The 596-nt window shown below is 50.7% G+C and carries 1 protein-coding gene; it reads left to right on the forward strand.

Translation table 11 applies throughout. The features are described 5' to 3' along the window. Positions 1–596: NAD/NADP octopine/nopaline dehydrogenase family protein (locus tag BG32_RS10350; RefSeq protein WP_183084323.1), on the forward strand; the 596-nt coding region annotated here is incomplete at both ends.

The raw sequence follows: 596 nt of genomic DNA on the forward strand, positions 1-596 counted from the left end.
TACGTTGGTACAGATATGAAGAAGGCGATAGAGGGTGCCGAAGCTATCATGGTTGTTGTGCCGGCCTTTGCTCATGCAAAAATCGCCGAAAAACTGGCCGAATGTATCGGCGAAGGTCAGATAGTCGTTTTGAACCCCGGGCGAACGGGCGGGGCGCTGGAATTCGACAAGATCTTCAGAGCAAAGGGAGTTAGAGAAAAGGCCGTGATCGCCGAGGCTCAGACCTTCGTCTTTGCTTCAAGAATTTCGGGGCCTGGAATGGTGAGAATATTCAGGATTAAGAATGCCGTTCCTCTTTCTGTGCTTCCCTCAAAGGATAACGAGTCCGTATTTCCAATCATCAGCGAGATTATGCCCGAGTTCACGCTGGCAAAGAATGTTCTATACACGAGCTTCAACAATATTGGCGCTGTCTTCCATCCCGGTGCGATTCTCATGAACGCCGGCTGGATCGAAACGAAACATGGGGACTTCCAGTTCTATCTTGAAGGTATAAGTCCTTCGGTTGCGAGAGTCCTGGAGGCTCTGGACAAAGAGCGCTGCGAAGTAACGGAAAAGCTGGGAGTAGAAGCCATGGGTGCGAAGGAGTGGCTTGA

The organism is Mesotoga sp. HF07.pep.5.2.highcov (assembly GCF_003666285.1).
Classification (GTDB): domain Bacteria; phylum Thermotogota; class Thermotogae; order Petrotogales; family Kosmotogaceae; genus Mesotoga; species Mesotoga prima.